At 72.3% G+C, this 25,117-nt stretch carries 22 protein-coding genes; 13 read left to right on the forward strand and 9 right to left on the reverse strand.

Annotation, left to right across the window (positions count from 1 at the left end; all coding sequences use genetic code 11):
- Positions 1 to 43: 43 nt before the first annotated feature.
- Positions 44 to 1,324: an ArsB/NhaD family transporter gene (locus E1293_RS18190; protein ID WP_132198609.1), complete on the reverse strand. Its 1,281-nt coding sequence runs from the start codon at positions 1,322 to 1,324 to the stop codon at positions 44 to 46.
- Between the two features lie 242 nt (positions 1,325 to 1,566).
- Here E1293_RS18190 and E1293_RS18195 point away from each other — a divergent pair, with 242 nt between their 5' ends.
- The 4 genes from E1293_RS18195 to murJ all read left to right on the forward strand — a co-directional run bounded on the left by E1293_RS18195 (position 1,567) and on the right by murJ (position 6,517).
- Entirely contained in the window at positions 1,567 to 2,364 is a 798-nt protein-coding gene (locus tag E1293_RS18195) for an ABC transporter ATP-binding protein (protein ID WP_132198610.1), read from the forward strand.
- A 1-nt stretch (position 2,365) separates the two neighbouring features.
- Positions 2,366 to 3,724: an FtsX-like permease family protein gene (locus tag E1293_RS18200; protein WP_132198611.1), complete on the forward strand. Its 1,359-nt coding sequence runs from the start codon at positions 2,366 to 2,368 to the stop codon at positions 3,722 to 3,724.
- Between the two features lie 110 nt (positions 3,725 to 3,834).
- Positions 3,835 to 4,659: a hypothetical protein gene (locus tag E1293_RS18205; RefSeq protein WP_207938911.1), complete on the forward strand. Its 825-nt coding sequence runs from the start codon at positions 3,835 to 3,837 to the stop codon at positions 4,657 to 4,659.
- 67 nt (positions 4,660 to 4,726) lie between these two features.
- On the forward strand, positions 4,727 to 6,517 hold the full coding sequence (murJ, locus tag E1293_RS18210) for a murein biosynthesis integral membrane protein MurJ (RefSeq protein WP_243716306.1): 1,791 nt from the start codon (positions 4,727 to 4,729) through the stop codon (positions 6,515 to 6,517).
- A gap of 6 nt (positions 6,518 to 6,523) precedes the next feature.
- Here murJ and E1293_RS18215 read toward each other — a convergent pair whose 3' ends face one another.
- The 3 genes from E1293_RS18215 to E1293_RS18225 all read right to left on the reverse strand — a co-directional run bounded on the left by E1293_RS18215 (position 6,524) and on the right by E1293_RS18225 (position 9,989).
- Entirely contained in the window at positions 6,524 to 7,459 is a 936-nt protein-coding gene (locus E1293_RS18215) for a hypothetical protein (RefSeq protein ID WP_132198612.1), read from the reverse strand.
- 32 nt (positions 7,460 to 7,491) lie between these two features.
- Complete coding sequence (locus E1293_RS18220; RefSeq protein WP_165978269.1) at positions 7,492 to 8,403, reverse strand: TIGR03619 family F420-dependent LLM class oxidoreductase; 912 nt, start codon at positions 8,401 to 8,403, stop codon at positions 7,492 to 7,494.
- Positions 8,404 to 8,522: 119 nt separating this feature from the next.
- Positions 8,523 to 9,989 (reverse strand): MFS transporter, encoded by a 1,467-nt coding sequence (locus E1293_RS18225; protein ID WP_132198614.1) that lies wholly within the window; start codon positions 9,987 to 9,989, stop codon positions 8,523 to 8,525.
- A gap of 141 nt (positions 9,990 to 10,130) precedes the next feature.
- Here E1293_RS18225 and E1293_RS18230 point away from each other — a divergent pair, with 141 nt between their 5' ends.
- Entirely contained in the window at positions 10,131 to 10,553 is a 423-nt protein-coding gene (locus E1293_RS18230; RefSeq protein ID WP_132198615.1) for an OB-fold nucleic acid binding domain-containing protein, read from the forward strand.
- A gap of 28 nt (positions 10,554 to 10,581) precedes the next feature.
- Positions 10,582 to 11,259: a DUF3159 domain-containing protein gene (locus E1293_RS18235; RefSeq protein WP_243716307.1), complete on the forward strand. Its 678-nt coding sequence runs from the start codon at positions 10,582 to 10,584 to the stop codon at positions 11,257 to 11,259.
- A 27-nt stretch (positions 11,260 to 11,286) separates the two neighbouring features.
- Here the strand turns inward: E1293_RS18235 and E1293_RS18240 are convergent, their stop codons facing one another.
- Complete coding sequence (locus E1293_RS18240) at positions 11,287 to 11,946, reverse strand: potassium channel family protein (RefSeq protein ID WP_132198617.1); 660 nt, start codon at positions 11,944 to 11,946, stop codon at positions 11,287 to 11,289.
- The gene (locus tag E1293_RS18245) at positions 11,946 to 12,611 is read right to left on the reverse strand and encodes a potassium channel family protein (protein ID WP_132198618.1); all 666 of its coding nucleotides are present in this window, start codon (positions 12,609 to 12,611) and stop codon (positions 11,946 to 11,948) included. Before E1293_RS18245 ends, E1293_RS18240 begins: the two co-directional genes overlap by 1 nt.
- Positions 12,612 to 12,871: 260 nt before the next feature.
- On the opposite strand from E1293_RS18245, the gene E1293_RS18250 reads away from it, so the two are divergent.
- The 3 genes from E1293_RS18250 to E1293_RS18260 are packed head-to-tail and all read left to right on the forward strand — an operon-like array spanning position 12,872 to position 17,455.
- The gene (locus tag E1293_RS18250; RefSeq protein ID WP_132198619.1) at positions 12,872 to 14,905 is read left to right on the forward strand and encodes an APC family permease; all 2,034 of its coding nucleotides are present in this window, start codon (positions 12,872 to 12,874) and stop codon (positions 14,903 to 14,905) included.
- Positions 14,898 to 16,235 (forward strand): class I SAM-dependent RNA methyltransferase, encoded by a 1,338-nt coding sequence (locus E1293_RS18255; RefSeq protein WP_132198620.1) that lies wholly within the window; start codon positions 14,898 to 14,900, stop codon positions 16,233 to 16,235. Before E1293_RS18250 ends, E1293_RS18255 begins: the two co-directional genes overlap by 8 nt.
- Positions 16,236 to 16,276: 41 nt before the next feature.
- Positions 16,277 to 17,455, forward strand: a complete 1,179-nt coding sequence (locus E1293_RS18260; protein WP_207938912.1) for a GNAT family N-acetyltransferase — start codon at positions 16,277 to 16,279, stop codon at positions 17,453 to 17,455.
- A 31-nt stretch (positions 17,456 to 17,486) separates the two neighbouring features.
- Here E1293_RS18260 and E1293_RS18265 read toward each other — a convergent pair whose 3' ends face one another.
- A complete protein-coding gene (locus tag E1293_RS18265; protein ID WP_132198621.1) occupies positions 17,487 to 18,515 on the reverse strand; it encodes a glycoside hydrolase domain-containing protein in 1,029 nt (342 codons plus the stop codon).
- 217 nt (positions 18,516 to 18,732) lie between these two features.
- On the opposite strand from E1293_RS18265, the gene E1293_RS18270 reads away from it, so the two are divergent.
- Both E1293_RS18270 and E1293_RS18275 read left to right on the forward strand, forming a co-directional pair.
- A complete protein-coding gene (locus E1293_RS18270; protein ID WP_132198622.1) occupies positions 18,733 to 19,701 on the forward strand; it encodes a DUF11 domain-containing protein in 969 nt (322 codons plus the stop codon).
- Between the two features lie 42 nt (positions 19,702 to 19,743).
- Positions 19,744 to 20,670 (forward strand): LLM class F420-dependent oxidoreductase, encoded by a 927-nt coding sequence (locus E1293_RS18275; protein ID WP_132198623.1) that lies wholly within the window; start codon positions 19,744 to 19,746, stop codon positions 20,668 to 20,670.
- Between the two features lie 55 nt (positions 20,671 to 20,725).
- On the opposite strand, the gene E1293_RS18280 is transcribed toward E1293_RS18275, so the two are convergent.
- Positions 20,726 to 22,432 carry an MFS transporter gene (locus E1293_RS18280; RefSeq protein ID WP_243716308.1) on the reverse strand — a complete coding sequence of 569 codons (1,707 nt, stop codon included), beginning with the start codon at positions 22,430 to 22,432 and terminating at the stop codon, positions 20,726 to 20,728.
- 167 nt (positions 22,433 to 22,599) lie between these two features.
- On the opposite strand from E1293_RS18280, the gene E1293_RS18285 reads away from it, so the two are divergent.
- A complete protein-coding gene (locus E1293_RS18285) occupies positions 22,600 to 23,346 on the forward strand; it encodes a TetR/AcrR family transcriptional regulator C-terminal domain-containing protein (protein ID WP_132198625.1) in 747 nt (248 codons plus the stop codon).
- On the opposite strand, the gene E1293_RS18290 is transcribed toward E1293_RS18285, so the two are convergent.
- The gene (locus E1293_RS18290) at positions 23,343 to 24,167 is read right to left on the reverse strand and encodes a TIGR02452 family protein (protein WP_132198626.1); all 825 of its coding nucleotides are present in this window, start codon (positions 24,165 to 24,167) and stop codon (positions 23,343 to 23,345) included. The genes E1293_RS18285 and E1293_RS18290 overlap by 4 nt on opposite strands.
- Positions 24,168 to 24,243: 76 nt before the next feature.
- Between E1293_RS18290 and E1293_RS18295 the strand changes: the two genes are divergently transcribed.
- Positions 24,244 to 25,107 (forward strand): DUF3152 domain-containing protein, encoded by an 864-nt coding sequence (locus tag E1293_RS18295; RefSeq protein ID WP_243716309.1) that lies wholly within the window; start codon positions 24,244 to 24,246, stop codon positions 25,105 to 25,107.
- Positions 25,108 to 25,117: the final 10 nt, after the last annotated feature.

Here is a 25,117-nt window from a genome sequence, read left to right on the forward strand (position 1 = left end):
CTCCTAGACCGCCTGGCTGCGGGGGCGGGGGGTTAGGTAGGGGCTAGAGGTAGCGGAGCCATAGATATGGGGTCGACAGGGCTACCGTGACCAGGGTGACGACGATGCCGTAGCGGGTGAAGCGCCAGAAGCTGATCGGGGTGCCGTTGCGGGCGGCGATGCCGAGGACGACCACGTTGGCGCTGGCGCCGATGGCGGTGGCGTTGCCGCCTAGGTCGGCGCCGAGGGCGAGGGCCCACCACAGGACGTGCCCCTCCTCGCCCGGGTGCTGCTGGACGAGGTCGGACACGATCGGGCTCATCGTCGCGACGTAGGGGATGTTGTCCACGATCGCCGACAGCCCGGCCGACGCCCACAGCAGCAGCATCGCGGCGACGCCGAGCCGGCCGCCGGTCGCGTCGGCGGCGGCCTCGGAGATCTTGCCGATCACGCCGGTCTGCACGAGGCCGCCGACCATCACGAACAGCCCGGCGAAGAACACCAGCGTGGGCCATTCGACCTCGCTGAGCGCCTCCTCGGTGGTCACCCTGGTGGCGGCGACGAGCAGCCCGGCGCCGAGCAGCGCGACCACGGACGGCTCGTAGTGCAGGACGGGGTGCAGCACGAACGCCACGACGACGACGCCGAGGACGGCGAGCCCCTGCGCGAGCAGCCGCCGGTCGGTGATGGCCTCCCGCTCCTCCAGTTCCATGATCTCGGCGGCGAGGTCCGGGTCGTAGCGGAACGCGGCACGGAACAGCCACCGGCACAGCACGCAGAACACGATCATCAGCAGCACGATCAGCGGCGCCAGGTGGACGAGGAAGTCGTTGAACGACAGGCCGCCGCGGCTGGCGATGATGATGTTGGGCGGGTCGCCGACGAGCGTCGCGGTGCCGCCGATGTTGGACGCCATCACCTCGGCGATCAGGTACGGCTCGGGCTTCAGGCCGAGCCGCTCGCAGACGAGGAACGTCACGGGCGCGACCAGCAGGACGGTGGTCACGTTGTCCAGCAGCGCGGACGCCGTCGCCGTGAGGATGACGAGCATGACCATCAGCCGGTAGGGACGTCCCCGCGCGCGCTTGGCGGCCCAGATCGCCACGTACTCGAACACGCCGGTGCGCCGCAGCACCGAGACGATGACCATCATGCCGAGCAGCAGGAAGACGACGTTCCAGTCGATCCCGGACTCGGAGGAGAAGAACGCGCCGTCGGCGTCGGTGACGTGCAGCAGCAGCATCAGGCCCGCGCCGCCGAGCGCCACCGCCGTCCGGTGCACCTTCTCCGACGCGATCAGCACGTAGGCGCAGACGAAGATGACGATCGCGGCGGTGGCCTGCACGGAGCCTCCTGATCGGCATGCGTCGGACGGGACCTGCCGACCAGACTTCCCGGCGCACCGGGAGCGACTCTAACCCGGCCCGGGCACCGCGAGCGAAGGCGGGGCCCTGTTGGGCGGGACCGGCGATGGTGGGGTTTTGCCTACCCCGATCGGCGTGCTGGACCCATCCCCGGCCGTCTCCGCCGTCCGTAGCTTCGTTCCCGAGGCGCTCCACGAGGGGGCACCGGGCGGAGGTGAGGACGATGTTCGGACGCAGGGAACCACGGCCGGCGCAGCAGGCACCGGGTGAGGCGCTCCGGCTTGAGAACGTGCGCCGCGTGTACGGCGCGGAGGGCAACCAGGTGGTGGCCCTGGACGGCGTGTCGCTGTCGTTGCCGGTCGGATCGTTCACCGCGGTGATGGGCCCGTCCGGGTCGGGCAAGAGCACGCTGCTGCAGTGCGCGGCGGGCCTGGACCGTCCGTCCGGGGGCCGGGTGTTCGTGGACGGCGCGGAGCTGACCGGCGACGGGGAGGCCGCGCTGACGAGGTTCCGGCGGCAGCGGATCGGTTTCGTCTTCCAGCAGTTCAACCTGCTGCCGACGCTGAACGTGATGCAGAACGTGGTGCTGCCCTTGAAGCTCGCGGGCCGCCGGGTCGACAAGGCGCGGGCGCGGGCGGTCCTGGAGCGGGTGGGGCTCGGGGCGCGGCTCGGCCACCTGCCTTCTGAGCTGTCGGGCGGGCAGCAGCAGCGGGTGGCGATCGCGCGGGCCTTGGTGACCGAGCCGCGGGTGCTGTTCGCGGACGAGCCGACCGGTGCGCTCGACACCCGCAGCGCCCGGGACGTGCTGGGCCTGCTGCAGGAGTCGGTGCGGATGTTCGGGCAGACGGTGGTGATGGTGACCCACGACCCGGTCGCCGCGGCGCACGCCAACGCCGTCCTCTACCTGGCGGACGGGCGGATCGTCGGCCACCAGACCGCGCCGACCGCCGAGGCGGTCGCGGAGCGGATGACGCACCTGGCCGACGAGGTCGAGCGTCAGCGCACGATGGCGGGAGCGTGACATGTTCGGTCTGGCGATGCGTTCCCTGCGCAAGCGCGCGAGCGCGTTCACGGCGAGTTTCCTCTCGATGTTCCTCGGCTCGGCGATCATCATGGCGTTCGCCTCGATGCTGGACACGGCGTCGGCGGGCGGTGCGACCGGCCCCGCGGAGGAGACGCTCTCCACCATGGCGATCGTGGTCGGCGGCTGGGGCCTGCTGCTGGTGGTGTTCGCGGTCACCTCCACGCTGACCCTGTCGGTGCGGCAGCGGGCGGCGGAGATGGCGCTGCTGAAGAGCGTCGGCGCGACCCCCGGGCAGCTCTCCCGGATGATCGTCGGTGAGGCGGCGGGTCTCGCGGTGGCGGCGGCGCTGCTCGGGATCGTCCCGGGGATGCTCCTCGGCCGCGGCCTGCTGGGCCTGCTGCACGACACCGGCCAGGTGCCCGGGGACATCGGCTACAGCTTCGGGTCCGCGGGGCTTTCCATGGGGGTCGGCGTCACGCTGGTGTCGGCGGTCGCGGCCGCGCTGATCAGCGCGCGGCGCGCCACCCGGGTCCGGGTGGCGGAGTCGATGGCGGCCGCCGCGACCGACCGGGCGAAGCTCGGCAGGAAGCGGATCGTCTTCGCGGTCGTCTTCCTGTTCCTCGCGCTGGACGAGGCGATCGTCACCGTCACCGTGATGGACGGCGAGGGCAGCAACGCGATGATGACGTCCGGGCAGGCCGACATCTTCGCCGCGATCGGGCTGGCGCTGCTGGCCCCGGCGATCGTGCGGCGGGTCACGGCGCTGCTGGCCCGGCCGCTGCGGGCGCTCGGCGGGCCGTCCGGCGACCTCGCGATCAGCACCATGCGGAACCGGACCGGTGCCCTGGCGTCCGCGGTCAGCCCGGTCATTCTGTTCGTCGGCATCGCCGTCGGGACGGTGTACCTCCAGGCCACCGAGAACGCGGCCATGGACGCGGCCGGGCTGACCAAGTCGGCCGAGGACAAGAGCATCGAGACGCTCAACTTCGTCGTCACCGGCATGGTGGTGCTGTTCGCCGCGATCATGCTGGTCAACACGCTGATCGCGGCGACAGCGCACCGGCGCCGCGAGTTCGGCCAGACCCGGCTCGCCGGCGCGACCCCGCGCCAGGTGCTCGGCGCGGTGGCGGTGGAGTCGGTGGTGCTGACGGTCACCGGCGTGGTCTGCGGGACGGTCGCCTCGGTCTTCACGATCGTGCCCTTCGGCCTCGCCCGCCGCGACTCGGCCACCCCGGACGGGAGCGTGTGGATCTATGTCGCGGTCGTGGCGCTCGCCGCCGTGCTGACCGGCGCGACGGCCTGCGGCACGACCCGCCGCACGATCCGCGTCCCGGCCGTGGAGGCCGCGCTGCGCTGACCGGTCGTGTGCTGACCGGTCGTGTGCTGACCGGTCGTGTGCTGACCGGTTGTGCCGAACGTGGGTGCTCATCCATACTGGGTGAGCACTCACTCATTTTGGAGGCGGACATGGCCGACTCGGTGGAGGTCTCGCGCGGCGCGTTCCCGGTGCGGGACGCGGCCGAGGGGCTGCGCGCGTTCTGGACGAGCGGCCGGAAGGCCGAACGCGCCGCCTACGCGGTCGGTGCCGCGCTCATGCTGTCCGGGCTGCTGCACCTGGTCGTGTTCGCGGTCGACGGCGGCCCGTGGACGGGACCGGTGTCCTGGCGCAAGCCCGTCACCTTCGGGCTCTCGTTCGGCCTGACGCTCGTCACCATCGCGTGGGTGAGCTCGTTCGTCCGGCTCGGCGACCGCGCCCGGAACGTGGTCCTCGGCGTGTTCGCGGCCGACTGCGTCGTCGAGGTCGCCCTCATCACCCTGCAGGCGTGGCGCAAGGTGCCGTCCCACTTCAACGAGGAGACGGCCTTCGACACCGTCGTCACGCGGATGCTCGCGGCGGGCGGCGGAATCCTCGTCGTCACCCTGGTCACGCTCGCCGTCGCCTCGTTCCGGCGGAATCCGGAGACCGCGCCCAGCATGCGGCTGGCCGTGCGCGTCGGGTTCGCGGCACTGCTGTTCGCGCTGGCCTCGGGCGCGGCGATGATCGCCCGTGGCGTGACGAAGGTGGAGTCCGGCGACCAGCAGGCGGCGTACCACATCGTCGCCGCGCTGAAGCCGGCGCACTTCGTGACCATGCACGCGATCCTCGTCCTGCCGCTGCTGGCCTGGCTGCTCACGTTCACCGGCCTGGCGGAGGCCCGCCGGGTCCGGGGCGTCGCCCTCGCCTCAGCCGCCTACTGGATCGTGGCGGCGGTCGTGATCGTCGTCTCCGCGATCCGCTTCGCGACCGCCTGATCCGTCCTTCCGGCCGATGCCGGGCGGGGCGCGCCGGGGCATACTGGCGCCTTCGGGGGTGGTGCCGATGGGGGAGCGGGAGCGGGACGGACGCCGGATCCTCATGCCGGGCGTCCTGGACGAGGCGGAGCGCGCGGAGCCGCCGGGCGATCCCGAGCCGGGCCTGGTCCCCGTCCGCGATCCCGGCGACGTCGGCGACCCGGGGACCGCCGGCCGGCCCGGCTCCGAGCGCGACGAGATCGGCGGCGCCGCCCAGGCCGCCCCGCCGGGCGTCGCCCACTCCAGCGCGGTCATGGCGATCGGGACGGTCTTCGCCCGGCTGACCGGCTTCCTGCGCACCGTCGTGATCGGCGCCGCGCTCGGCACCGCCCTGCTCGGCGACGCCTACCAGGCCGCCGAGATGATCCCGTACACGGTGTACGAGCTGCTGCTCGGCGGGATGCTGGCGAGCGTCTTCGTCCCGTTCCTGGTGAAACGCCGGATGCGGGACGCCGACGGCGGAGCGGCGACCGAGCGGCGCCTGCTCGGCGTCGTCCTCGTCGCCCTCGCGGTGCTGACCGTGGTGGCCGTGCTGGCGGCCGACCAGCTGATCTCCCTCTACGCGGGCGGATACACCGGACGGCAGCGCGAGGTCACGGTGCTGCTCACGCGCCTGCTGCTCGTCCAGATCTTCTTCATCGGCGTCAGCGGCCTGGCGAGCACGCTGCTGAACGTCCGGCACCGGTTCGGCGCGCCGATGTGGGCGCCCGTCGTCAACAACCTGATCACGATGGGCGCGGGCCTGCTCTTCCTCTGGATCGCCGGACGCGGGCAGACCACCGAGACCGTGACCGACGGCCGGCTGACCCTGCTCGGGCTCGGCTCCGCGTTCGGCACGGTCGCGCAGTGCGGTGTCCTCGCGTGGACGCTGCGGTCGGCGGGATTCCGCTGGCGCCCCCGCCTCGACCTGCGCGGCGCCGGCTTCGGCGAGGCCGCCCGGACGGCGACATGGATGCTGCTCTACATCGTCGTCGCGCAGGCCGGCGTCCTCGTGACCGCGAACGTCGCGACCCGGGCCGGCGCCCCCGGGAGCGGCCTGGCCGCCTACAAGTTCGCCCTCGTCGTCTTCCAGCTCCCGTACGCGATCATCGCGGTCTCGGTCATCACGGCGCTGCTCCCGCGGATGAGCGCGCACGTCGCGGACGGGCGGCGCGACCTCGTCCGCGACGACTTCTCGCGCGGCCTCCGGCTGGCGTGCGCCCTGCTCGTCCCGCTCTGGCTCGGGATGCTGGTGTTCGCGATCCCCGGCTCCGTCACGTTCTTCGCCTACGGCAGCCTCACGGTGGACGGGGCGCGCCGCATCGGCGCCATCCTCATGGTGTTCGCCGTGATGGTGCTGCCGTTCACCCTGCACCAGCTGCTCATGCGCGTCTTCTACGCCCTCGGCGACACCCGCACGCCCGGCCTGATCGCCGTCCCCGCCGGGATCGCGCAGGCGGCCACCGCGCTGGCGCTGCTGCGGTCCGTCCCGGCGCGGCAGGTCGTGGTCGGGCTGCCGGTCGCCTACGGGCTGTTCTACGCGTTCGGTGCCACGGCCGCCGCGCTCGTCCTGCGCCGGCGGCTCGGCGGGATGGACGGCCGCCGCATCGTCCGCGCGCTCACCCGCCTGCACCTGGCCGCCCTGCCCGCCCTCGCCTTCGCGGCGGCGGCCGTGTGGGCGTTCGGGCACCTGCCGGGCGACCGCCTCCCCAGCCTGCTGGCCCTCCTCGTCGGCGGGCTCGGCGGCGGGGCGCTCTACCTCCTCACGGCCCGCCTGATGAACGTCCCGGAGATCGGCTACTTCACCGCGATGGCCTCCACACGCCTGCGCCGCTCCTGACCGCGCTCACGGGGCCGCCTGCTGGAGGCGGGGCGGCGGGCCGTCCAGGATCTCGCCGCCGAGCGCCTCGCGGAGCGCGGCGGCCGTCGCCTCGGCCTCGGTCCCGTGCACGGCGCAATGAACGGCGGACCCGAGCGCCGGGTGCCGGACGATGTGGAGGGCGGTCTCCTCGTCCATCGTGTAGACGGTCTCCTGCCAGTCCGAGACATCGGTGACTCGACCGATGACGTCGAGGAACCAGTCCGCCCTGTTGGCCCAGATGACGGCCTTGTCGGGATCGTCGGTGGCGAGCCGGAGCCAGGTGACCGGGCGGGGGACGGCCCGGTCCGGGAGCCCCGGCCGGACCGTGACCCAGTCCTCGTCACCCTCCACGGGCCGCACCGGCGCGAGGACGCCCGTCGGCTTCTCCCGGGGCGCGTCCCGCATCACCACCGGCTCGTGGACGAGTTCCCCGGCGACCTGCCGCGCGTACTCGGCGGCCTCCCGGACGGCGCCCTCGCGGTGGCCGAGCGCGCGCTGGAGCAGGGCCATGGTCTCCGGCTCGGGCGTGGCACCGCCCACGGCCATCATCATCGCGACGAGCGACATGGGCGCCTCGGTGAGCGACTCCTCCAGTTGCGCGCGCAGCATCTGCTCGGTCCAGACCCGGTACCGCTCGCCCACGACGCTCCGGATCGCGATGGCCCGCTCGGCCGACTCCGCCCGGACGAACATCGCCTTCGCCCCGACCTCGTCGGCCATCACCTCGATCAGCAGGTTCCCGCCGGACTCGTCGGCGTACACGTCCGCGAGCGTCTCACCGCCGAAGCCGCCGTTGCCGTAGTACTCGAACTTCAGGCCGGTCGCCCCGGCGAGTGCGGCCAGGAGCGTCTCGTCGACCTCGTCCTCGTAGCGCACCAGGAGCGCGCACCGGTACGGGCCTCCGTCCACGGGGGTGATCATCCGCGTCACCCTAGCGAGACCATGATCACCTGTCAGGCGAGTGCCCGGAGCCGTTCCATGAGGTGCAGGCGCTCCTCCGGCTCGACGTCGCTCATCCACAGGACGTGCCGGACGTCGAGCTCGTCCAGCGCGGCCAGGTCGCCGGCCACCTGGTCGGGCGATCCGGTCAGCGGCGCCCGCTCGTCCAGCGGCTTGCCGGTCACGTCGCCGTTCACCTGCACGACCACCGGGAGGGCGGACGGGTGGTGGCCGGCCGCCTCGGCGGCGCCGCGGAACCGCGCGATGGTGTCGCGCACCATGCCCCACTCGAAGATCACCAGGCTGAGGCCGGTGCCGAGCCGCGCCGCCCGGTCGATCGAGGCCGGGGCCACGGCGCCGACCAGGACCTCCGGGCCGCCCGGACGCACCGGCTTCGGCCCGATCTCGCTCTCCGGGATCCGGTGGAACCGGCCGTCGAACCGCACCGGGTCGGGGCCCCACACCGCCCGCATGGCCTCGATGTGCTCGCCGAACCCGGCGCCGCGGCGGCTCATCGGCACGCCCGCGGCCTCGAACTCCTGCGACATCCAGCCCTGGCCGAGCCCCGCGATCAGCCGTCCGCCGCTCAGCCGGTCGAGCGTCGCGATCCGGCGGGCGAGGATGACCGGGTTCTGGAACAGGGAGTCCAGCACGCTCGTGCCGAGCCGGATCCGGCTGGTGCGGGCGGCGACGTAGGTGAGCGTTTCGAGCGGGTCGTAGACGCTGCCGAACGCCTCCGGCGGGTCCATCACGGGCCCGCCGGGGCCGCCCATCGCGATCGGGACGGTCGGCCGGAGCAGCCGGTCGAACGTCCAGACCGAGCCGAGCCCGATCCGTTCCGCACCCTCCGCGACCTGTGCGATGGCCTCCGGGGAGGCGTACCGTCCGGACGTCGGGAGGCCGATTCCGAGTTCCACGCGGCTCATGCCGTTCTCCTTCTCTTGTCGAGCGATCGCCATGGAGACCCGCGGCGCGCGCGAAACTCATCGCAGGGAAGGCCGGAGCCGCCGCCCCGGTGCGGGACGGCGGCTCCGGCGCGGACGGGTCAGTGCGCGCGGGCGCGGCGGGGGAGGAGGAAGGCGACGAGGAACGCGGCGGCGGTGAGGGCGATCGTCAGGACGGTCACCTGCTTCGCGGCGTCCAGCGCGGCCGGGGCGGCGAAGCGCCCGGCCACCGGGGCGCCGATCGCGCCGAAGAACACCGTGCCGAGGATCGCGATGCCGAGGGACGCGCCCAGCTGCTGGACCGACTCCAGCGCGGCCGAGCCCGAGCCGACCTCGTGGTCGGCGATGCCCGCGACGATGATGTCGAACAGCGGGACGAAGATCATGCCCATCCCGGCGCCGAACAGCAGCAGCGGCGCCGCCAGGTGCCAGCCCCCGAGGCCCGTCCCGGCCGCGTCGAACACCGCGTGCAGCGCGACCAGGCCGGCGGCCATCAGGGCCAGGCCGAGGTGCAGGATCCGGCGGCCCAGGCGGGTCATCGTCATGCCGCTGAACGCCGACCCGGCGAAGGCGCCGATCGCCCAGGACGACATCGCCAGGCTCGCGGCGAGCGGCGTGTACCCGAGGCCGAGCTGCAGGAACAGGCCGGTGGCCAGGGAGAACCCGGTGATCGTGCCGAAGAAGACGAGGACGAACAGCACGCCGGAGCTGTACGAGCGGCTCGCGAACACGCTCAGCCTGACCAGCGGCGTCCGGCCGCGGCGGGCGCGGCGCAGCTGGTGCAGGGCGAACAGGGCCAGGACGGGCACCGACCCGGCCAGCAGCGCCAGGGACCAGGTGGGCCAGCCGAGCTCACGGCCCTGGACGAGCGGGTACACCAGCATGCTCATGCCGAGGGCGCCGAGCAGCATCCCGGGGACGTCGAGGCCGCCCGAGCGGTCCGCGGTGACCGGTGCGGGCAGCACCCGGGCGCCCATGACCAGCGCGTACGCGCCGACCGGCACGTTCAGCAGGAAGATCGCGCGCCAGCCGGTGCCGAGCAGGTCGGCGTCGATCAGCAGCCCGGCGACCACCGGGCCGAGGATCGTGGCGAGCCCGATCACCGGCCCGAACAGCGCGAACGCCTTGCCGGTGTCCGTGCCGAACAGGTCCCGGATCAGCCCGAAGCCCTGCGGGATCATCACCGCGGCGCACAGGCCCTGCGCGACCCGGGCCGTGATCAGGCTCTCCGGCGACCAGGCGAACGCGCACGCCACCGACATGGCCACGAACCCGGCCGCGCCGGCCAGCAGGACGGGCCGCCGCCCGAACATGTCGCCGAGCCGCCCGCCGGTGAGCAGTGCCACGGCGAGGGCGAGGGTGTATCCGGCGGCCATCCACTGCAGCGCGGAGTAGGAGCCGCCGAGGTCCGCGCGGATCGCGGGGGCGGCCACGTTGACGACGGTGGAGTCGAGCAGGTTCAGCAGGGTGGCGGCCAGGATCGCCGACAGGCCGAGCCAGCGGCGGGGGTGCGGTGCGGCGGCGCCGGCCGGCCGCGTGCCGGGCGGTGTTTCGAGGGTGGCGGTCATGGCCCTTCCTTCCTTTTGGAGCGGAATGCTCTGTTCCGATAATAACAGAACGGAACGCTTCATTCCACAAGAATCCCGGCCGGATTCCCGGTGGCAGGTCGAGGGGTCCGGTTCGTCCGGGGATGCCATACGCTTCGAGGTATGGACGAGGTTTCGGCCAGTACGCCACCCGAGGCGGAACCCGGCGGACGCGGGCGCGGCAAGGGCGGGCTGCGCCGCTTCCTGCGGCGCATGGCGGCCGGCAATGCCGAACTCGAAGCCGAGGACCTGCAGAAGACCGCCGGCGACGAGGGCGCGACGCCGATCACCGACTGCGCCGCGCGCAAGCGGCACTGCGTGGCGGGTACGCTACGTACCGTGACCCTCCGCCCGCGGGGCGGCGCCCCCGCCCTGGAGGCCGAGCTCTACGACGGCACCGACGTGATCAGCCTCGTCTGGCTCGGCCGCCGCAAGATCGCCGGGATCGACCCCGGGCGCCGGCTGCGCGCCGAAGGGCTCGTCAGCGTGCAGGACGGGCGCAAGGTCATGTTCAATCCGCGATACGAGCTGCGCGGCGGTTCATGAGACCGCCGCGGGCCCTCGGGAGTGCGACGTGAGCGAAGTGGAAACGGGCACCGAGCGGGAGACCGCCGCCCACGACACCGTTGAGGCGGCCGTCCGCGCCCAGCTCAACAAGGCGCTGGGCGGGGTGCGCGGCATGGCCGAGGCGGCCGTGCCCACGATCGCCTTCACCGGCACCTACGTCGCGATCGAGGACATCAAGATCGCCGTCGCGGCGGGCATCGGCGCCGCGGTGGTGCTCCTCGCGGTCCGGCTCGCGCAGCGCTCCAGCCCCCAGTTCGTCCTCAACAGCCTCGTCGGCATCGCGATCGCCGCGTTCTTCGCGCTGCGCTCCGGCAAGGCCGAGGACGCCTTCCTGCCCGGCATCCTGCTGAACGCGGGCTACGGCGTCGTGATGATCTTCTCGATCGCGGTGCGCTGGCCCATCGTCGGCTTCATCATCGGATCGGTCACCGGCGATCCGACCGCGTGGCGCTCCGACCCCGGCATCGTCCGGCTGTGCGCCCGGCTCACCTGGCTGCTGGTGCTGCCCTGCGTCGCGCGCGTCGCCGTCCAGTACCCGATCTACCTCGCCGACGGCGACCAGAGCGGCCTGCTCGGCACCGCCAAGATCGTGATGGGCTGGCCGCTGCAGGTCGCGGCGCTGGCCGCGATGGTGTGGCTGCTCGCCCGCGGCCGCACCCCCATCAAGCGCGAAGAACCCGCCTGACCGTCCGGTCAAGCGGGTCCGCGCGCGTCAGCGGCCGCCGAGAAGCTCGGCGAGCTCGTCCTCCACGTCCTGGCTCGCCACGAACATCAGCTCGTCGCCCGGCTCCAGGGTGTCGTCGGACGAGGGGACCAGCACCCGGCCCTCCCGCAGGATCGCCACCAGCGCCGTGTCGCGCGGCCAGCTCACCGACCCGACCCGCTCGCCGCCGAGCGGCGCGTCCTCCGGCAGCGTCAGCTCGACCAGGTTCGCCTCGCCCTGCCGGAACGTCATCAGCCGGACGAGGTCGCCGACGCTGACCGCCTCCTCCACGAGCGCCGACAGCAACCGCGGGGTGGACACGGCCACGTCCACGCCCCACGACTCGTTGAACAGCCACTCGTTGTTCGGGTGGTTGATCCGGGCCACCACCCGCGGCACCCCGTACTCGGTCTTGGCCAGCAGCGACACCACCAGGTTGACCTTGTCGTCGCCGGACGAGGCCACCACCACCTGGCAGCGCTCCAGCGCCGCGTCGTCCAGCGCGGAGATCTCGCACGCGTCGGCCAGCAGCCACTCCGCGCGCGGCACCATCTCGACCTTGATGGCCTTGGGGCTCTTGTCGATCAGGAGCACCTCGTGCCCGTTCTCCAGCAGCTCCGCGGCGATGGACCGGCCCACCGCGCCGGCCCCGGCGATCGCGACCCGCATCAGGCGTCCTCCCCGTTCCCCGCCGCGACGGCGGCGTTGACCCGCTCCAGATCGTCGGCGGCCGCCATGATGTGCACGATGTCGCCGTCCTGGATCACCGTGTCCCGTTCGGGGACGAGCGCGTCGCCCATCCTGGACAGGAACGCGATGCGGGTCCGCGCGTGCTCCTCCAGCGCGCCGACCTTCTCGCCCACCCACAGGTGGCCGGAGTCCAGCTCGGCGAGGACGACCTCGCCGGTCGGGTCCCGCCACAGCGGCTCGGCGCCCTCCGGGAGCAGCCGGCGCAGGATCTGGTCGGCGGTCCACCGGACGGTCGCGACCGTGGGGATGCCGAGGCGCTGGTAGACCTCGGCCCGGCGCGGATCGTAGATCCGGGCCACCACGTTGTCGACGCCGAACGTCTCGCGCGCCACCCGGGCGGAGATGATGTTGGAGTTGTCGCCGCTGCTGACGGCCACGAACGCGGACGCGCGCTCGATGCCCGCCTCGGCGATCACATCGCGGTCGAACCCGAACCCGGTGATGCGGCGGCCCCGGAACCCGCTGCGCAAACGGCGGAACGCCTCCGGGCTCTGGTCGATGATGGCGACCGAATGGCCCTTGTCCTCCAGGATGTGGGCGAGCGTCGACCCGACCCGCCCGCATCCCATGATCACGATATGCACGGCCGTTCCTTCTTCCGTCCAGAGGGAGGTTCCCCCTGTACCCCCCGCGCCGTGCACGGCGATTCGCCGCCGACACCGTGCCGCACCCGAGGACCGTTTCCGTTGAATGATCCCTGCGGGCTGCAAACCTACACATCCCCCCAGGCGAGTACTACCCAACCAGCTTGCCCCGCGGGACGGCGAAGCGCGGGCCGTGCCGCCCGGCCGCGGACGGCAGGCAGCCGATCCGCCGTCGCACGCTAGGGCTAGAGTCTCGTTGCGTGTCAAAGGTTCCGGACCTCACGAAGAGGCTCCTCCTCGGCCGTGCGCTGAGCAGCTCCCAGCAGCACGAGCAGCTGCTGAAGAAACGGATCGCGCTGCCGGTCTTCGCGAGCGACGCGCTGTCGTCGGTCGCCTACGCCCCGCAGGAGATCCTCCTCGCGCTCGGCGCGGGCGGCCTCGTGATGTACCACTACACCCCGTGGGTGGCCGCGGCCGTGGTGGTGATCCTGCTCACCGTGGTCGCGTCCTACCGGCAGAACGTCCGGGCCTACCAGAGCGGCGGCGGCGACTTCGAGGTCGCCACCACCAACCTCGGCGGCAACTGGGGCGTCGTCGTCGCGAGCGCGCTGCTGGTCGACTATGTGATGACCGTCGCGGTGTCGGTGTCGTCCGGCGTGGAGAACCTCGGCGCGCTGCTGAAGTTCATGCAGCCGCACGAGGTCGGCGTCGCGATCGTCATCGTCGTCCTGCTCACCCTCGGGAACCTGCGCGGGCTGAAGGAGGCCGGGGTCGCGTTCGCGATCCCCACCTACCTGTTCATGTTCGCGGTCCTCAGCATGCTGGCGTGGGGGCTGGTCCGGCTGGTCGCGGGCACCGACCTGCAGGCCGAGACCGCGCACTACCAGGTCCGCGGCGACGAGACCGACCTCGCCGGCTTCGCCCTGGTCTTCCTGCTGCTGCGGGCGTTCTCGTCCGGCTGCGCCGCGCTGACCGGGGTCGAGGCGATCAGCAACGGCGTGCCCGCGTTCCGCAAGCCCAAGGGCGAGAACGCCGCCACGACGCTGCTGGCGCTCGGGGTCGTCGCGATGACCATGTTCGGCGGCGTGACCGCGTTCGCCTACATCACCGACGCCAAGTTCGCCGAGCCCGACCAGGGCAGCCACCTGATCGACCCGGCCACCGGCAAGGCCGTCACCGACGCCGACCCGGTGATCGCACAGGTCGCGCACACCGTGTTCAGCAACTTCAGCCCCGGCTTCGCGCTGGTCACCGCGATGACCGCGCTGATCCTCTTCCTCGCCGCCAACACCGCGTTCAACGGGTTCCCGGTGCTCGGGTCGGTGCTCGCGCAGAACCGCTTCCTCCCGCGCCAGCTGCACACCCGCGGCGACCGGCTCGCCTTCAGCAACGGCATCATCATCCTCGCCACCATGGCCGGGCTGCTGATCTACGCCTACGACGCGTCCGTCAGCCGGCTCATCCCGCTGTACACCGTCGGCGTGTTCGTGTCGTTCACGGTCAGCCAGGTCGGCATGGTCCGGCACTGGAACCGGCTCCTGGCCGCCGAGACCGACGCGGCGCGGCGGCGCCGGATGAAGACCTCGCGCGGCATCAACGCGTTCGGCGCCACCCTCACCGGCATCGTCCTCGTCGTCGTGCTGATCACCAAGTTCGCGCTCGGCGCCTACATCGTCTGCATCGCGATGCCGCTGCTGTTCCTGCTGATGAAGGCGATCCGCAAGCACTACGACCGGGTCGCCGCGGAGTTGGTGCCCTCCGGCGAGGACGTCGCGCTGCCCGCCCGCAACCACGGCATCGTGCTCGTCTCCACGATCCACAAGCCGACGCTGCGGGCGCTCGCCTACGCCCGCGCGACCCGCCCGTCCACGCTGGAGGCGGTGACCGTCGCGGTGGACGCCCAGGAGTCCCAGCGCCTCCAGGACGAGTGGGACGCCCTCGACATCCCCGTCCCGCTGAAGATCCTCGACTCGCCGTACCGGGAGATCACCCGGCCCGTGCTGTCCTATGTGAAGAGCATCCGGCGCAAGAGCCCGCGCGACGTCGTCACCGTGTTCATCCCCGAGTACGTCGTCGGCCACTGGTGGGAGCAGCTCCTGCACAACCAGAGCGCGCTGCGGCTGAAGGGCCGGCTGCTGTTCCAGCCGGGCGTCATGGTGACGAGCGTCGCCTGGCAGCTGCACTCCTCCGACCGGCTCAAGGGACGGATCGAGCCGCCGGGACCGGGCTCCTCCCGGCGCCCGCCGCGGGCCGGGGCACCCCCCGGTGCCGGTAGTGTTTCCGACCGTGACTGAACTCGAACCCGACGTCCTCGAACTGGAGGTCGGCAACGTCGCCAACGGCGGTTTCTGCGTCGCCCGGCACGAGGGCCGCGTCGTCTTCGTCCGGCACGCCCTGCCCGGCGAACGGGTGAGAGCCCGCGTCACCGACCGCACCAAGAACTTCCTGCGCGCCGACGCCGAGGAGATCATCGAGGCGTCCCCGGACCGCGTCCCGCCGCCCTGCCCGTTCGCCGGGCCGGGCCGCTGCGGCGGCTGCGACTGGCAGCACGCCGCCCCGCCCGCCCAGCGGGCACTCAAGGCCGCGGTCGTCGAGGAGCAGCTCCAGCGGCTCGCCGGGATCACCCGCACGGTGACCGTCGAGGAGGTCCCCTACCCGGCCGACGCCGAGGTGGCCCCGCCGCCCGGGCTCGGCTGGCGCACCCGCGTGCAGTTCTCGGTCTCCTCCGGGGCGGTCGGCCTGCGCCGGCACCGCTCGCACGACATCGAGCCCGTCGACGAATGCCTGATCGCCCACCCCGGCGTGGAGCTGATGGGCATCGAGCGCAAGCGCTGGCCGGGCGCGACCGGCGTCGAGGGCATCGTCTCGGCCACCACCGGCGACCGCCTCGTCGTGCTGCGCGGCCGGGACCGCCGCAAGATCAAGGTCCCGCGGCTGGACGTGCCGGTCCGGCTCGTCCGCGGCAAGCCGGAGCCCGGCGCCGGGCTCCCGTACGTCCGCGAGGAGGTCTCCGGGCGGCTCTACCAGGTCAGCGGCAGCGGCTTCTGGCAGGTCCACCCCGGCGCCGCGCAGCTCCTCGCCGACGCCGTCCTCGACGCCCTCGAACCGAAGCCCGGCGACATCGCCCTCGACCTGTACTGCGGCGTCGGCCTGTTCGCCGGCGTCCTCGCCGACCGCATCGGCTCCGACGGGCTCGTCGTCGGCATCGAGTCGGACGGGCAGGCCGTCCGCGACGCCCGCTTCAACCTGCGCGACCTGCCGAACGTGTCCATCGAGCGCGGCTCCGTCGAGGAGGTCGTCCCCGACCTGGAGTTCGGCCGCGCGTCCAGCTCGTCCCGCACCCAGAACAAGCGCGGCACCGGCCACCACGGCGGCGCCCGCGTCCGCCGCGCCGACGTCGTCGTCCTCGACCCGCCCCGCACCGGCGCGGGCCGCGACGTCGTCGAGCACATCACCCGGGTCGCCGGCCGCAAGATCGCCTATGTGTCGTGCGACCCCGCCACGCTGGCGCGCGACCTGTCCTACTTCAGTGAGCGCGGCTGGACCCTGGAGACCATCCGCGCCTTCGACGCCTTCCCGATGACCCAGCACGTGGAGTGCCTGGCGACGCTCGTGCGCGGCTGACCGGCCGAAAAACCGGTTGTGCCGGGGCTTACCGTAGATCCGTGATCGAGATCAGGGACATCCCGGAGGCCGACGTCGGCCGCATGTTCGATCTTGCGGGAACGGTGTTCCACGTCGGCATCGAGGACGGCGACCTGGAACAGTACGGCTGGCCGCTCCAGCGCGCCGACCGCATCGGCGCCTTCGACGGCGCCACGATGGCCGGCCAGCTCGCGGCGATCCCCATGCGGCTCGCGGTTCCGGGCGCGATGCTCGACTGCTCGGCCGTCACGTTCGTCGGCGTCCTGCCGACGCACCGCCGCCGCGGGATCCTGACGTCCATGATGGACCGGATGTACGCCGACGCCATCGCGGCGGGCCGTCCGGTGGCCGCGCTCTGGGCGTCCCAGGGCGTCATCTACGGCCGGTACGGCTTCGGGCAGGCCACGCGTGCGATCGACCTGGAGGTCGACTCGTCGCGTCCGCTCGAACTTCGCACGGCCCCCGACGATCGTCCGCTGCGGCTGATCGACGCCGCGTCCGCGCCCGAGCTCCTGGGCCCGATTCACCTCCGGTCGCTGTCGGCGCGCCCGGGCGGCCTGGACCGCGACCCCGCGTGGTGGACGCGGTGGATCCTGCGGCCGGTCGACCGGGACGCCGCCGGGTACAGCGCCCCGCGCATCGTCCTCCACCCCGCCGGCTACGCGATCTACCGCGCCCACAAGCGGACGATTCGCGTCGCCGACCTCGTCGCCGACACCCCGCAGGCCGAGGCCGCGCTCTGGAGGTTCCTGGCCTCGATCGACCTGTCGTCCCGCATCGTGGTGCCGAACCGCCCGGTGGACGACCTGCTCCCGCACATGGCCGCCGACCCCGACCAGGTGACCGTCACGAAGAACTTCGGGGCGCTCTGGCTGCGGCTGATCGATGTGCCGGCCGCCCTGCGCGCCCGCTCCTGGGCCACCGACGACACCTTCGTCCTGGAGATCGGCGATCCGCGCATCCCGGGCAACGGCGGCCGCTGGCGCCTCGGCACCGGCGCCGCCGCCTGCGACCCGACCACGGACGCGCCGGACCTGAGCCTGACCGCCGCCGACCTGGCCGCCGTCTACCTCGGCGGCACCGACCTCACCACACTGGTGCGCATCGGCACGGTGACCGAGCACACCCTGGGAGCCGCGGCCCGCCTGGCCGCCTCCCTGACCGTCCCACTGTCGCCGTACCTCAACGACGACTTCTAGCGGACCACCGCCCGGTGGACGGCGGCGTGGGCTAACGCCAGAAGAAGACCTTGGCGCTGGCCTTGCTGAGGGTGGCGTCGGCGGCGCCGTGGTGGAGCAGTTGGAAGCGCACCCGCTTGCCCTCCTCGACGGTGTCGGCGGCGAGGTTGTAGACGAGGTTGGTGGCGTCCCCGAACGAGGTGAAGTCCTGGACGGGGCCGATCTGGAACTTGCTCGTGTCCTCGATCTCCACCTCGACCACGCGGCCCTGGACGAGCGTGCCCGCGGGGACGCCGTCGAGGGTCACGGCGATGGACAGGCTGTACCGGGCGGACCCGGTCAGCAGGCTCGGGCCGCCCGGGTCGTTGTGCTGGTGCTCCTTGTCGGAGTACTCCTTGCTCCAGGTGACGTTCGTCCACGCGCCGGGGGCGAGTTCCTGCTCCTTGCCGCCGGTGCCGACGGACACGTAGTCGGGCATGTCGTCTCCCTCGGGCGAGACGCCGACGCGCCACTGCCCGTAATCGCTCTTGACGCCGCGGTCGTAGTCGACGCCGACGCCGTTGATCGTGTGGTCGTTGGAGTACTGCTGGAGCTGCGCACGCGCGTCCCACTTGCCGCCGGACCAGGCGTACGTCTGCCAGCCGTAAGTGATCTTCTTCGCGTCGAACGCGCGGTTGACCGGCCCGTGGCCGGCGTAGAGGCCGACCCGGTCGCGGCCGATCACCGACGCCGCGCCGTCCAGGTAGGCGTTGATCTCGTCCTGCTGGCCGGCGGAGGCGTCCCAGTCGGCGGCGAAGTAGATGGGACGGTCGTCCGGCATGCCGCACGCCTTCGCCTGCGCGGCGGCGTCCTTGGCGTCCGTGACGCCCGCGGACCGCCCGTCGAGGGGGCGCTTCGCGGTCGACTCCCACACGACCACCAGCCAGATGCCCGCGTCCGACAGGTCGTCGGCCTCCCCGCGGGTCAGGTTCTTGCCGGTCGTGTCGTGCGACAGGTAGCGGCACGCGAACTTCGCCCCGGCGCGTTTCAGCGCGGCCGCGCCAGGGCGCCCCCACGCGTAGTCGACGCCGAAGACAGCCATGTCAACTCCATGGGTCGGGAGCTAGATCCTTGCCGATTCAACATGTTCTGCCCTTGGTCGTGCAGCGAATTCGCCATGTTCGCCGTCCGAAAGTGCCCTGCGGGTCAATACTCACTGTCTGTGACGACACGCCGACGTGACGTTAGGAGACCGGGGCGGCGCTCGCTACAACGGACGGTGTCCGCATGAGAAGGCGCAGGCCACGGGGGGTTTCGTAGTGATCAGGACACTGAAGGGCCGCGGGCTGGTGCTGCTCACCGCCGCGCCGCTGCTCGGGGTCGTACCGATGGCGGCCGGGGCGTCCGCCGCCGGTCCTGGCGCGGGCGAGGGGCACCACGGTGCCGCGTCCAAGCCGCCGCCCCGGCCGCGCGCGCACGCCAAGCCCGCGCACAAGCCCACGAAGCACAAGCCCAAGCCCACGAAGCACAAGCCCACGAAGCACAAGGCGCACGGCGAGCAGGCCGCCGCCGTGACGCTCCGCACCACCGGCCCGGGGAAGTCCGTGATCCCGGGACGGACGTACGAGTGGACGTTCAAGGTGACCGCCAAGGGCCCGAAGAAGTCCGGCAAGGCGGTGTTCCGGACGACGCTGCCGAAGTCGCTGGCGTTCGTGTCGGGCGAGAAGGACTGCGCGTCCGAGGGGCGTCAGGTCGAGTGCGACCTCGGCACCCTGAAGAAGGGCGGGACGGCCGCCGGCGCGATCAAGGCCAAGGTGTCCCGGCGGGCCGAGCCGGGGGCGAAGGTGAGCGTGCGCGGGACCGTCACTTGGGGGAAGGCCCGCGCCACCCGGAGGTTCCCGGCCGTGCGCGTCGCCCGGACCGCCGACCTCGCGATCTCCAAGGCGGCGCCGACGACCGCGCGGGCGGGGGCGAAGATCCCGTATGCGATGAAGGTCCGCAATCTAGGTCCGTCCACCGCCGAGAACGTGACCGTCGAGTCGGCCGGCCCGATCAAGATCGTCGGACGGGACACCGCGTGCATCGCGCGGGGGCGCGGCTACGTGTGCTCGGTCGGGTCGCTGCGCAAGGGCGAGTCGCGGACCCTGCATCTCAAGGCCGAGCCGAGCGGGAACGTGCGGGCGGGGGCGGTCGTGCGGTCGTCCTGGACGGTCGTCTCCCCGACGACCGACCTGAACGAGGGCAACAACCGCACCACCGCCCGGACCAGGATCACCAAGCGGCGCTGACCCGCGGCGCGGCCGCCGCCGGTTTCGTACGAGGATGGGGTCATGCGACTTCGGATCTTCACTGAGCCCCAGCAGGGGGCGAGCTACGAGACACAACTGGCCGTTGCCAAGGCGGCCGAGGACCTCGGCTTCGACGCGTACTTCCGCTCGGACCACTACGTCAAGATGGGCGACGTGACCGGGGAGCCGGGCCCGTCCGACTCCTGGGTCACCCTGGGCGCGCTGGCCAGGGAGACGAGCCGGATCAGGCTCGGCACGCTGGTCACGGCCGCGACATTCCGGTATCCGGGCCCGCTCGCGATCTCGGTCGCGCAGGTCGACCAGATGAGCGGCGGACGCGTCGACCTCGGGCTCGGCACCGGCTGGTTCGAGCAGGAGCACACCGCTTACGGCATCCCGTTCCCGAGCCTGGGGGAGCGGTTCGAGCGGCTGGAGGAGCAGCTCGAGATCCTCACCGGGCTGTGGGGGACGCCGGACGGGGACACCTACTCGTTCAGCGGGAAGCACTACGCGCTGGCGGACTCGCCCGCGCTGCCCAAGCCGGCCCAGGCGGGCGGCCCGCCGATCATCATCGGCGGGATCGGGGCGAAGCGGACGCCGCGGCTTGCGGCCCGCTACGCCGACGAGTACAACGTCCCGTTCCACCAGGTCGAGGACACCGGCGCCGCGTTCGACCGGGTCCGGGCGGCGTGCGCGGAGGCGGGCCGGACGAGGCCGGTCGTCTACTCGGCCGCGCAGGTCGTCTGCTGCGGGCGGGACGAGGCCGAGCTGGAGCGCCGCGCCGGCGCCATCGGGCGGCAGGTCTCCGAGCTGCGCGGCAACGGCCTCGCCGGCACCCCGGCGGAGCTGGTCGACAAGATCGGCCGGTTCGGCGAGCTGGGGGCGGAGTGCGTCTACCTGCAGGTTCTCGATCTCCATGACCTGGAGCACCTGGAGCTGCTGGCCTCGGAAGTGCTGAGCAAGGTCTGACATGCCGGAAGCCCGCGGCGGGGGGAGTCCCCACGCCGCGGGCTTCTTCGTCCGGTCAGGCGGTCTCCTCTTCCGGGCGGGCATGCATCGGCAGCAGGAACGTCGCCAGGAAGCTGAGGCCGAGGAGCCCGGCCTCGACCAACAGCGTGATCTTCATGGCGTCGCTGAACCCGACCTTGGCCGAGTGCTCGCCGGCGTCCGCGACCGCCTTCTGGACGGCGGGCGCGGACTGCGGCGCGGCGGCGACGGCGGCCTTGACGCCGTCCTGGAGGCGCACGCAGGACGCCGGGGTCTTCTGAGCGTCCTTGGCGGTGGCGCGGTCGTGGCCGCAGTCGCGCAGGCCGGCCACGACGCGGTCCTGCTGCGCGGCGGGCACGGACGCGGCGGCGAGGTCCTTGCGCAGCCCGGCGGCGCCGTCGTCGGCCGCGGTCGCGACGTGCCCGCCCAGCAGGCCGAAGAAGATCGTCCCGAGCACGGCGGCGCCGAGCGCGCTGCCGAGCTGCTGGACGGCGGTGAGCGTGCCGCCCGCCGAGCCGGTCTCCTCCGGCTCGACGCCCGCCAGCACGGTGTCGAAGAACGGCCCCATCAGCAGGCCCATGCCGAGGCCGGTCACGGTCAGAGCGGGGATGAGCTGCCACGGGGTCACCTCGACGCCGGCGTACTGCAGCGTCGCGTAGAGCCCGAGGATGCCGGCCGCCATGATGACGGCGCCCGCGTGGATCACCGCGCGGCCGAAGCGCTGCACGGCCTGCATGACGCCGAAGCCGATGATGATGCCGGCCGACCAGGGGATCTGCGCGAGGCCCGCCTTGAGCGGGGAGTAGCCGAGGCCGAGCTGGAAGAACAGCGACAGCACGAGCCCGAGGCCCGCCACGCCGGAGAAGAACACCACGCCGAGGACGAGCCCGCCGGTGAAGCCGCGCTTGCGGAACAGGCTCGGGACGATCAGCGGGTCGCCGCCGGCGCGCTGCTTGCGGGTCTCGTACCAGGTGAACAGGCCCCAGACGACGAGGGAGGCGGCCATCATGGCGAACGTCCAGGCGGGCCAGTCGTGCTCGCGGCCCTGGACGAGCGGGTAGATCAGCAGGCCGGCGCCGAGGGACGCCAGCGCGGCGCCGGTGAGGTCGAGGCGGGTCGCGTGCTCGGCGCGCCCGGCGGGCAGGTACTTCAGCCCGGCCAGCACGGCGGCGGCGCCGATCGGCAGGTTGATCAGGAAGATCATCCGCCAGCCGGTGCCGAACAGGTCGGCGTCGATCAGCCAGCCGGCCAGCACCGGGCCGCCGACCGACGACAGGCCCATCACGGGGCCGAACATGGCGAACGCGGCGCCCATCTCCTTGGCGGCGAACATCTGCTTGATCATCCCGATGCCCTGCGGCAGCATCAGCGCGCCGAACAGGCCCTGCACGGCGCGGGCGCCGATGAGCATCCCGGGGGAGACGGCGACGCCGCACAGCAGCGAGCCGACCGTGAAGCCGGCCGCGCCGATGACGAACATCCGCTTGCGCCCGTAGAGGTCGCCGAGGCGTCCGCCGGTGATGAGCCCGACGGCCATGGCGAGGGTGTATCCGGCGGCGAGCCACTGGATGGTGGTGGCGGAGCCGCCGAGCTCGGCGCGGATCGTGGGGGCGGCGATGTTGGTGATCAGCGCGTCCAGCATGTCCATGATCTCGCCGGCGAGGATCACGAACAGGGCGACCCAGCGCCAGCGGTAGCCGGCGTCCGCGGTGCCCCGCGCGGGGGACGTCAATGTGTCGGTCATGACCATCTCCGAAGAACGGTGTTCGTTGCTTACGAACAACGTTCTATGGCCGAACCTTGTTCGTGTCAAGTACGATGTTCGTGTCGCATCAGATTCTCTCTCTAGTAGAGAAGATATATCGCGTTTCGCGATAGTCAAGATGTATCGCGAGATTGGGAGGACCCGACGTGGCCACCACACGCCCGGAACCGGAGCTGCCGACGCCGCCCGGACGTAAGCCGCGCAGGACCGCGCCGCCCAGGCAGCCGCTCACCCAGGAGTTCATCGTCGACACGGCGATCCGCGTCCTGGACGCCGAGGGGCTGGAGGCGGTGACCATGCGCCGCGTCGCGCAGGAGCTCGGGACCGGCCCGGCCTCCCTCTACGCCCACGTCTCGGGCAAGGAGGAGCTGCGCGAGCTGATGCTCGACCGGGTCGCCGCCGAGATCAGGCTCCCCGTCCCCGACCCGGAGCGCTGGCAGGAGCAGCTGCACGAGCTGGCGAGCGAGATCCGCCGCGTCTTCACCTCGCACCGCGACATCGCCATGGTGTCCATGGGGATGGTCCCGACCGGCCCGCACCTGCTGGACGTCGCGGAGGCGCAACTCGCGCTGATGAGGGCGGGCGGCGTCCCGAAAGAGATCGCGGGCATCGCCGTGGACACCCTGGGCATGTTCCTCGACGCGGGCGCCATCGAGGACACGATCCATCTGACGAAGGCGCCCCCCGGCGCGGACCCCTGGGAGTACTTCCAGAAGTACATCGGGGAGGTCCGCGCGTACTTCAACGCCCTGCCGCCGGATCGCTATCCCGTCGTGAGCGGGATGGTGGACGAGCTCATCGCGATGGACGGCGAGCAGCGGTTCGAGTTCGGCCTCGGCCTCCTCGTCCGGGGCATCGCGTCCTACGTCGAGGACGAGGAACGCCCCGGTTAGGCGAAGACGTGCTGGAAGGCGGTGTGCCTGGGGGAGCCCTTGGCGGTGTCCCAGACGGCGAAGACGACGTGCTCGAACCGTCCGGCGAACTCTCCGCCCGGACGCAGCGGCTCTGCGAACGCCTCGGCGACCTCTGCCGGGTCGTTGCGGAACACGCCGCAGCCCCAGGCGCCGAGAACGAGCCGGCTGTGCCCGTTGGCCAGTGCCACGGCGAGGACCTTGCGGGCCCGCAGCCGCAGGACGGCGGGGATCTGCTCGGCCTTGGCGGCGTCCCGGATCGCGCCGCGATTCGGTGCGGGCGACGTCAGGAAGGCGACGTCGTACGGCTCCTCAAGCAGGCGGCCGGAGTCGTCCCGGAACACCGGAACGTCGGGCGAGTAGATCATGTGGTCGCTGTAGAGGAGATCGCCTTGCGCGCGGTGGAAGTCGTAGAACTCCCTGGCCGACCGCAACGTCTCGTACAGGCCGGACGAGCGTGCCAGCCCTTCTTCCTGGGCGTGCGCTCCGTTCAGGAACCCGCCGCCCGGGTTCTTCGCCGAGGCGAAGTTGAGGGCGAACGGGACCGTCCCTTGGCCGCGCAGCCGGTGCGCGGCGGCGAGCGTCGTCTCGTCGGTGACCTCGATGCGGGTCTCGGCGCCGGCCGCGGGGAGGTCCGCGAGGAGCGCGTCCAGTTCGGCTGGCCGGTATAGGACAGTGCGCCGGACCGCGGCGGCGAGGCCCGCGGCGATCGAGACGGTGCGGCCCGAGGGGCCCGGATAGTCGCCGCGCTCGAGGATGGCCACGGTCTCCTGCGCGGTCGTCCGGCGGGGATGTCTGCTCATGTCGCCTCGGATTCTGCTGGCCGGGCGAACCCGACCGCAAACCCTTTTATGATCATTTCTGGCATGCTGGCCCCCCATGCAGCCCACGAGATCGCGTACCGGACGGTCCGGACGGGGGACGCTCGGCGACCTCGACGCGGAGTTCGAGCGGGCGCGGCGAGGCCGGAAGCGGGGGATGATCGCCGGAGTCCTGGCGCTCGTCCTGGTGATCGGGCTGGGCGGGGCGCTCGCCTGGTACCTCCTGCCGGGCTCGGCGTCGGCCCGCGGCACGTCCGCCAAGGCGGGCAAGAGCGGTACGCCGCCGCCGGACGGCGCCAGGATCGAGGCGGAGCCGTCCGACGCGCCCATCGTCAAGCCCAAGAAGACCCCGTACATCCCCGCCAAGGGGTCGGGGAAGTTCACCCGTCCCGCCACGAGCGGCAAGGTGCACGGGCACGGCAAGCTGATGCGCTACATGGTCGAGGTCGAGGGCGGCCTGCGGCAGGACCCCGCCGCCTTCGCGCGGAGCGTGGACGAGATCCTCGCCGACCCGCGCGGCTGGACGGCCGGCGGCAAGTGGGCGTTCAAGCGCGTCAACTCGGGCCCGTACGACTTCGTCGTGAAGCTCGCCTCGCCGGGCACCGTCGACAAGATCTGCGGCGCCTACGGGATGACGACCGAGGGCAAGGTCAACTGCAGCGCGGGCAAGCAGGTCATCGTGAACCTGAAGCGCTGGCTGCTGCTCACCACCTACTACCGCGGCCAGCCGGAGCACTACCACGCGCTGACCATCAACCACGAGGTCGGCCACCGGCTCGGGTTCGGGCACATGACCTGCTCGGGACGCGGCCGCCTCGCGCCCGTCATGCAGCAGCAGATCTTCGGGCTGAAGGGCTGCAAGATCAACGGCTGGCCGTACGACCGGAAGGGCCGGTTCGTGAAGGGCCCGTCCGTCCCCTAGGCGGGCGGCT

Source organism: Actinomadura darangshiensis (genome assembly GCF_004349235.1).
GTDB classification, from domain to species: Bacteria; Actinomycetota; Actinomycetes; order Streptosporangiales; family Streptosporangiaceae; genus Spirillospora; species Spirillospora darangshiensis.